The organism is Streptomyces sp. HNM0575 (genome assembly GCF_012726265.1).
Lineage (GTDB): Bacteria > Actinomycetota > Actinomycetes > Streptomycetales > Streptomycetaceae > Streptomyces.
Genome location: NZ_JAASAG010000003.1, coordinates 166870 through 174421 on the forward strand (window position 1 = coordinate 166870; position 7552 = coordinate 174421).

Below are 7552 nucleotides of genomic sequence, written 5' to 3' on the forward strand. Positions count from 1 at the left end.
CACGCTCCGGCGGGATGCGAGCTCCGCGCCGTGGGGCCCGCATGTTCCGCCTCACATGCCTCCGGAACCCCCACCCGACGGGCACACGCGCAACTTAGTCTGTGCGCAATGGAAATCAGGGAGTGCCGCAAAGAGGACGTGGCAGTGCTCGACGAGCACATGCCCGCCCCCGGTGCTGCCTGCGATCACGCCGCCCGCTTCCTGCGTCACAGCGAGGGCGTCAGCACTCTCCTCGTCGCCTGGCGCGAGGACGGACGGCCGGTCGGCAGCTGCGAAGTCCTCTGGGAGGGCTGCCGTGCACCCGAGGTCAGGGCCGTGCACCCGGACTGCTCCGAGATCGCCGGTCTCGGCCTGTGGCCGGAGGCGCTGCGCTCCCAGTGCGTGGGTACGGCGCTCATCGACGCGGCGGAGCAACTCGTGCTGCGGCGGGGCCGGTCGAGCGTCGGCGTCGGCGTGGAGAAGAACAACCCGCGCACCCAGGACCTCTACAAGCGGCTCGGCTACCGGCCGTCGACGCCGTATCTCGACTGCGGTTCGTACGAGGACAGTGCGGGGCTCGTCCACCGGGTCGCCGACGCCTGCACGTTCATGGTGAAGCAGCTGGCGCCGGCCGACGGCGAGCGGCCCGCGCCGCAGCAGGAGAGGCCCGCACAGCATCCGGCGCCCGGCTGAGGCGGACGCGGACCCGCGCCCGGACCGGGCGCTCTGACCTGCACGCTGCACCCTGACCTGAACGCTGCACGCGGCACTCTGCGCTCGACGAGGTCACGGGGTCAGCGCGGGTCGCCCGACTCGCAGCGCTCCACGGTCCATTCGCGCACCTTCTCGCTGAGGGTGATGCCGAGCCCGGGACGGTCGGGCACGCGCATGCGGCCGTCGCCGATCTCCAGCCGCTCCTCGAACAGCGGCTCCAGCCAGTCGAAATGCTCCAGCCACGGCTCGTACGGATAGGCCGCCGCGAGGTGCAGATGGATCTCCATCGCGAAGTGCGGGGCGAGTTGGAGGTGCTGGTGCTCGGCGAGGGCGGCGAGCTTGAGGAACTGGGTGATGCCGCCGATGCGCGGCGCGTCGGGCTGGATGACGTCGGCCGCTCCGCTGCGCATCAGCTCCCAGTGCTCCGCGACGGAGGAGAGCATCTCGCCCGTGGCGACGGGGGTGTCGAGTGCGGCGGCGAGCGCGGCGTGCCCCTGCGCGTCGTAGGCGTCGAGCGGCTCCTCCAGCCAGACCAGCCCGAACTCCTCCAGCGCGCGGCCCATGCGCAGCGCGGTGGGACGGTCCCACTGCTGGTTCGCGTCGGCCATCAACGGCACGCCGTCGCCGAGCCGTTCGCGAACGGCGGTCAGCCGCCGCAGGTCCTCCCGGTGGTCGGGATGACCCACCTTGATCTTGATGCCGCCCACGCCGCCGTCGAGCGAGGCCGCGGCGTTCTCCAGCAGCGCCTCGACCGGCGTGTGCAGGAAACCGCCCGAGGTGTTGTAGACGCGCACCGAATCCCGGTGCGCGCCGAGGAGCTTGGCGAGCGGCAGTCCCGCGCGGCGGGCCTTGAGATCCCACAGGGCGACGTCGAACGCGGCGAGAGCCTGGGTGGCGAGTCCGCTGCGTCCGACGGACGCGCCCGACCACACCAGCTTGGTCCACAGCCGGCCGATGTCGTTGGGGTCCTCGCCGATCAGGTCCGGCGCGACCTCCCGCGCGTGCGCGAACTGGCCGGGCCCTCCGGCGCGCTTGGAGTAGCTGAAGCCGACGCCCGCGTGGCCCTGCGCGGTCGTCAACTCGGCGAACAGCAGGGCGACTTCGGTCATCGGCCGCTGCCTGCCGGTGAACACCTTGGCGTCGCTGACCGGCGTATCGAGGGGCAGGCGTACGGAGGAGAGGGCCACTGAACGGATCGAGTCGGGGGCCGTGGCTGTGCCCGCGGCGTGCTGCGTCGTACGTGTCGTGTTCACGGTGGTGTCCCGGGTGGCTGGTGGCTCGGTGCGTGCGAGTGCCGCCGCACCGTCTCCATATGTAGAAGCCGTTCCTCATTCAGGACAAGAGGGAAGAGGGAAGCGGCAGCCGGCGGTCCGGGCGCAGCGCCCCACCGCGTTTCCCAACGCCCGGACCGCGCCCCGGCGTTCGGCCGCCGGGACTGCATCCGGCCGTGCCGCCCGTCCGCCGGGCAGATCGCGTCGCACGGAGTCCCGATCACCGGTCGCTGCACACCCATTGACCCGCTCCCACCGTCCCCTTAACCTCCATGAATTCTCATACATAAACGCCATCCCTGTAGGGAGACAGTTCCTCATGCCTCTCGTTGCCGTCGGAATCGGCGTTCTGGCTCTGCTCCTGCTCATGACGAGGCTGAAGCTCAACGGCTTCGCCGCCCTCCTGCTGGTCGCCGTCGGCGTGGCCCTCTCCCAGGGCATCCCGGCGGCGAAGATCCCCGAAGTGCTCGCGGGAGGCATCGGGGACCAGATCGGCGACACGATGCTCACCATCGGGCTCGGCGCCATGATCGGCCGGGTCATGGGCGACGCCGGAGCCGCGCAGCGGGTGGCCGGCAAGCTCGTCGACGCCTTCGGGCCCCGGCGGGTGCAGGTGGCCATGGTGGTGACGGCCATGCTGATCGGCATCACGATGTTCTACGAGGTGGCGTTCGTGATCATCGTGCCGGTGGCGTTCACCATCGTCCGTGTGACCGGCAGGAACCTGCTGTGGGTGGGGCTGCCGATGTCCATCGCGCTGTCGACCATGCACAGCTTCCTGCCGCCACACCCCGGACCGACGGCCGTCGCCGCCGCGTTCCACGCCTCGGTCGGACTGACCCTGTTCTACGGCCTGTTCATCGCCGCACCGCTGGGCGCGCTGATCGCACTGGTGTGGCCCAGGCTTCCGTTCGTCAGGAAGATGGACCCCTCGATTCCCGAAGGCCTCGTCAGCGCCCGTACGTTCACCGAAGAGGAGATGCCGGGACTGGCGTGGTCGCTGTCGGTGGCCCTGCTGCCCGTGGTGCTGATCGCCGGTGCGGCGGTGACCGACCTGGCCGCCTCGGGGTCCGGTCCGCTGCTGCACTTCGTCGCCTTCATCGGCTCGGCGCCGATCGCGCTGCTGCTGACACTGATCGTCGCCGCCTGGGCCTTCGGGCCGCGAACAGGCCGCAGCCTGGCGGACGTCAGCGCGTCCTGCTCCTCCGCGGCGCAGGCGATGGCGATGATCCTGTTGGTGATCGGCGCGGGCGGCGCGTTCAAGCAGGTGCTCGTCGAGGGCGGGATCTCGGACTACATCAAGGACGCCACGCACGGGTGGTCCATATCCCCGCTCATCCTCGCCTGGCTGACGGCGGTGATCCTCCGTATCGCCCTGGGCTCGGCCACGGTCGCCGTCGTCACCGCCTCGGGAGTGGTGCTGCCGCTGCTCGCCGGCAGCGGAGTGCAGCCGGAGGTGATGGTGCTGGCCGTCTCCTGCGGTTCCATCGCCTTCTCGCACGTGAACGACCCGGGCTTCTGGATGTTCAAGGAGTACTTCAACCTGTCCGTCATCGACGCGATCAAGGCCCGTACCACCTATACGACGGTGCTCGCGGTGCTGGGGCTGGGCGGGGTGCTCGCGCTCCAGGGGGTTATCGACGCGCTCAACTCGTAGGGGCACGCGGCGCGGTGGCGAGTGCGGCGCGGGGCACGCGGCGCCGTGGTGTGCGGCACGGGGCGCCGTGGTGTTCGGGGCGCGGGGCGCTCCGGCGTCCGACTCACCGTGCGTGCCCGGGGCGTCCGGCCCGCAACTCCCGGCTACCGGCCCCGGGTTGACGGCGTTGTGGCATCATCGCCGGAAATGACGCAATCGCAATTCGACGCGGCCCTCGACTCGTGGCGGGTCTGGCAGGAGAGCCCATGGGGGCGGCTGCGCTATGCCACCGCCGAGTTCAACCTCCGCCGCCGTCTGGAGCCGCTGGGCGACGGGCCGTTGAGGGTGCTGGACCTCGCCGGTGCGGACGGCGGCGACGCCCTGCGGCTGCTGCGCCGCGGACATCGCGTCACCATCGTCGACTACTCGCCGGGGATGCTCGCCGCCGCACGCGAACGGGCCGGGCAGGACGGTACGGAGGCGAGGCTGGACACCGTCGAGGCCGACGTCTTCGACCTGCCCGGGGCCGTCACCGGCAGCCGCTACGACGCCGTGCTGTGCCACAACCTCCTCCAGTACGTCGACGATCCGGCGCCCGTGGTCCGCTCGGCCGTCTCCCTCGTACGCCGCGGCGGGGTCGTCTCCGTCATGGCGATCAACCGGCACGCCACGCCGCTGGGCCTCGCCGTACGCTCGCTCGATCCCGCGGCCGCGCTCGACGCGCTGGACCGGCGTCACATGCACGGCGAGACCTTCGACACCGAACTCACCCTGCACACCGCCGAGGAGATCGTCCCGCTGCTGACCGGGGCGGGCTGCACCGGCATCGAGCACTGCGGAATCCGCAGCGTCCAGGACCACATCACCGACGACACGCGCAAGCACGACCCGGACTTCTTCGCGGCCCTGGAGGCGCTGGAGCTCGCGTTGACGGACCGCCACCCGTACCCGCACACGGCGAAGATCTTCCAACTCCTCGCCCGCGCCGGGGACTGACGGGCGTCGGGGAGGCCGGCGGGCGCCGGGCCCGGCTCCTCGGAGGTGCACTCAGGGGGCTGTCGCCGGCGGTAGATTTCCTTCGGCCGCAGGGTCGTTGGAGCCGTATCGACGGGGGGCTGATTCGGCGCCGGACAGTGCCGGAGAGCGCAGGACAGTGCCGGAGAGCGCAGGACAGCGCGGGACAGCTCCGGACGGTGCCGTACAGACCGTCCCCCGGACCGGAACAGCCCGCCACTACCAGGGGAGCCCCGATGTCCGTCCGACGTGTCGTACCCGACATGCAGACCGAATCCGAATCCATGGAGGACAGCCGTGACTTCTACGGCCTGCTCGGCCTGGAGGAGGTGATGAACCTGGGCTGGGTCGTCACGCTCGCGTCGCCGTCCAATCCCACGGCTCAGCTGATCCTGATGACGGAGGAGCAGACGGCGCCCGTCACGCCCGACGTCAGCATCGAGGTGGACGACGTCGACGCCGTGTACGCCGCGGTCCGCGAGCGCGGGGCCGAGATCGTACGGGAGCTGCGGGACGAGGAGTGGGGCGTGCGGCGCTTCTTCGTGAAGGACCCCGGCGGGCGGGTCGTCAACGTGCTCAGCCACCGCTGACCGCACGGCCGCCTCGCCCCTCCCGCCCGGCTGGTCCCGCGCCCGGCTGCCGCTTGCGGCGTCAGGTCACGTCGGCCACCGCCACCGGCCGCCCCTCACGCCGCGAGACCTCGCACGCCTCGGCGATGCGCAGCGCGGCCAACGCCTCATATCCGTCGCAGGGGTTGGGCGCCTCGCCCTTCACCGCCCGTACGAACGCGGAGAGTTCGGACTCGTACGCCGGGGCGAACCGCTCCAGGAAGCCCGGCCAGGGCGTGCCCTGCGAGGCTTCCGCCGCCGGCTCCACGGAGGTGATGGGGGTGCGGGCGTCGAGCCCCACCGCGATCTGGTCCTTCTCGCCCGCGACTTCCATGCGCACGTCGTATCCGGCGCCGTTGACGCGGGTGGCCGTCGCCGTGCACAGCACCCCGTCGTCCAGGGTGAGCAGCACGGCCGCGGTGTCGACGTCGCCCGCCTCGCGGAACATCTCCGGGCCCGCGTCCGACCCGGCCGCGTACACCGATACGACCTCGCGGCCCGTCACCCAGCGCAGGGCGTCGAAGTCGTGCACGAGGCAGTCGCGGTAGAGGCCGCCGGACAGCGGGATGTAGGCCGCGGGCGGCGGCGCGGGGTCGGAGGTGGCGGCCCGTACCGTGTGCAGCCGTCCCAGCGAGCCCGACCGCACGGCCGCGCGCGCCGCCGCGTACCCGGCGTCGAAGCGGCGCATGAAGCCGATCTGGAGCAGGATGCCCGCCTGCTCGACCGTGCGGAGGGCGTCCGCCGTTCCGGGAAGATCGAGCGCGATCGGCTTCTCGCAGAAGACGGGCACGCCGTGTCCCGCCGCCGCCTGGATCAGCCCCGCGTGCGAGGAGGTCGCCGACGCGATCACCACGGCGTCGAGGCCGCGGGTCAGGAGTTCGCCGGGGGAGGGGACGAGCGTGGCGCCGAGTTCCGCGGCCACCTCGCCGGCGCGTGCGGTGTCCACGTCGGTGACGAGCAGCTCGCTCACCTCGGGTTCCGCGGTGAGGGTACGGGCGTGGAAGGTGCCGATCCGGCCGGTGCCGATGAGTCCGATGCGCATGGGGGTACGGTCGCCCGTCCGCTCAAGAGCTGTCAATACTTTGTCAGGACAATTGAACGAGGGGGTGGTGGGAGGGCGTCTCCGCCGGGCCCCCGCGCGCGCCCCGCGTGCGGACCGCAAGGCCGGGACCGATGGACTGTCTCGGTCCGCTTTGTCCGGACAACCGAACTTACGCCTTCCAGTGGACCGCCCGGCCCACTACGCTCCACCCGTGGCCAAGAATGATCCCGTGGACCTCGAGTTCAGCGTGGACCGCAGCAGCCCGGTTCCGCTCTACTTCCAGCTCGCCCAACAGCTCGAGACCGCCATCGAGCGCGGCAAACTCTCCCCCGGAAGCCTGCTCGGCAACGAGATCGAGCTCGCGGGGCGCCTGGGCCTGTCCCGTCCCACGGTCCGCCAGGCCATCCAATCCCTCGTCGACAAGGGCCTGTTGGTGCGCCGCCGCGGCATCGGCACCCAGGTCGTGCACAGCCAGGTGCGGCGCCCGCTCGAACTGAGCAGCCTCTACGACGACCTGGAGGCGGCCGGGCAGCGGCCCGCCACGCGGCTGCTGCGGTACGAGAAGGAGGAGGCGACCGCGGAGGTCGCCGCGGCGCTGTCCGTGTCCCAGGGCGCGGACGTACGGCTCGTGGAGCGGCTCCGGCTGACCCACGGCGAGCCGATGGCCTTCCTGCGCAACCACCTGCCCGGCGACCTGCTCCAGGCCGGCAGCGGCGAGGAACTCGAATCGACCGGCCTGTACCGGCTGATGCGCGGCATCGGCATCACGCTGCACAGCGCACGGCAGTCCGTCGGCGCGCGGGCCGCGACGGCTGAGGAGGCGAAGCTGCTGGGGGAGGAGGCGGGGGCGCCGCTGCTGACGATGGAGCGGACGACGTTCGACGACACGGGGCGGCCCGTGGAGTACGCGTCGCATCTGTACCGGGCGTCGCGGTATGCGTTTGAGTTTCAGTTGCTCGTACGTTCTTGAGGCGGCCCCGTTTTTCTCCCACCCACCCACCCGTGACCCCGAGGTCGCCTCGGAAGCCGCGGCGCCCTGACGGCCGCCCCCCTGTTCCCTCCCACCCACCCGTAACCCGGGGGTTCCCCGGGCCCCGTAACCCGGGGCCTCGGGCAGCGCGCGGCCGCGCCGCGCCCGTCGCCCGCCCATCCCGCACAGCCTCGACCTCCGCCGCTTCGCCTCAACTCCCGTGCGGGCGGCCCGGGTTCACCCGTGCCGCCCGCCGCGCCAACTCCCGTGTGGGCGGCTCAGATTCGAGGCATCGCCGCGGTCCAGCCCGTCGACCCG

General features: G+C 71.7%; 7 protein-coding genes. 5 read left to right on the forward strand and 2 right to left on the reverse strand.

Annotated features, from left to right (window positions below):
* Positions 1-108: 108 nt before the first annotated feature.
* Positions 109-672 (forward strand): GNAT family N-acetyltransferase, encoded by a 564-nt coding sequence (locus HCC61_RS08760; RefSeq protein ID WP_169134740.1) that lies wholly within the window; start codon positions 109-111, stop codon positions 670-672.
* Between the two features lie 101 nt (positions 673-773).
* Here the strand turns inward: HCC61_RS08760 and HCC61_RS08765 are convergent, their stop codons facing one another.
* Positions 774-1946, reverse strand: coding sequence for a mandelate racemase/muconate lactonizing enzyme family protein (locus tag HCC61_RS08765; RefSeq protein WP_169134741.1), 1173 nt, complete (start codon positions 1944-1946; stop codon positions 774-776).
* Between the two features lie 337 nt (positions 1947-2283).
* Here HCC61_RS08765 and HCC61_RS08770 point away from each other — a divergent pair, with 337 nt between their 5' ends.
* The 3 genes from HCC61_RS08770 to HCC61_RS08780 all read left to right on the forward strand — a co-directional run bounded on the left by HCC61_RS08770 (position 2284) and on the right by HCC61_RS08780 (position 5204).
* A complete protein-coding gene (locus tag HCC61_RS08770) occupies positions 2284-3621 on the forward strand; it encodes a gluconate:H+ symporter (protein ID WP_169134742.1) in 1338 nt (445 codons plus the stop codon).
* A 186-nt stretch (positions 3622-3807) separates the two neighbouring features.
* Complete coding sequence (locus HCC61_RS08775) at positions 3808-4596, forward strand: class I SAM-dependent methyltransferase (RefSeq protein ID WP_169134743.1); 789 nt, start codon at positions 3808-3810, stop codon at positions 4594-4596.
* A 254-nt stretch (positions 4597-4850) separates the two neighbouring features.
* A complete protein-coding gene (locus HCC61_RS08780; RefSeq protein WP_169134744.1) occupies positions 4851-5204 on the forward strand; it encodes a VOC family protein in 354 nt (117 codons plus the stop codon).
* A 61-nt stretch (positions 5205-5265) separates the two neighbouring features.
* On the opposite strand, the gene HCC61_RS08785 is transcribed toward HCC61_RS08780, so the two are convergent.
* On the reverse strand, positions 5266-6264 hold the full coding sequence (locus tag HCC61_RS08785; protein ID WP_169134745.1) for a Gfo/Idh/MocA family oxidoreductase: 999 nt from the start codon (positions 6262-6264) through the stop codon (positions 5266-5268).
* A gap of 247 nt (positions 6265-6511) precedes the next feature.
* Between HCC61_RS08785 and HCC61_RS08790 the strand changes: the two genes are divergently transcribed.
* On the forward strand, positions 6512-7234 hold the full coding sequence (locus HCC61_RS08790) for a GntR family transcriptional regulator (protein ID WP_169135191.1): 723 nt from the start codon (positions 6512-6514) through the stop codon (positions 7232-7234).
* The last annotated feature ends 318 nt before the right edge of the window (positions 7235-7552 follow it).

What these genes read in the sequence shown, in the direction of transcription:
- HCC61_RS08785 (WP_169134745.1), bottom strand. Translation starts at nt 6,264, where the DNA reads ATGCGCATCGGACTCATCGGCACCGGCCGGATCGGCACCTTCCACGCC.
- HCC61_RS08775 (WP_169134743.1), top strand. Translation starts at nt 3,808, where the DNA reads ATGACGCAATCGCAATTCGACGCGGCCCTCGACTCGTGGCGGGTCTGG.
- HCC61_RS08760 (WP_169134740.1), top strand. Translation starts at nt 109, where the DNA reads ATGGAAATCAGGGAGTGCCGCAAAGAGGACGTGGCAGTGCTCGACGAG.
- HCC61_RS08770 (WP_169134742.1), top strand. Translation starts at nt 2,284, where the DNA reads ATGCCTCTCGTTGCCGTCGGAATCGGCGTTCTGGCTCTGCTCCTGCTC.
- HCC61_RS08780 (WP_169134744.1), top strand. Translation starts at nt 4,851, where the DNA reads ATGTCCGTCCGACGTGTCGTACCCGACATGCAGACCGAATCCGAATCC.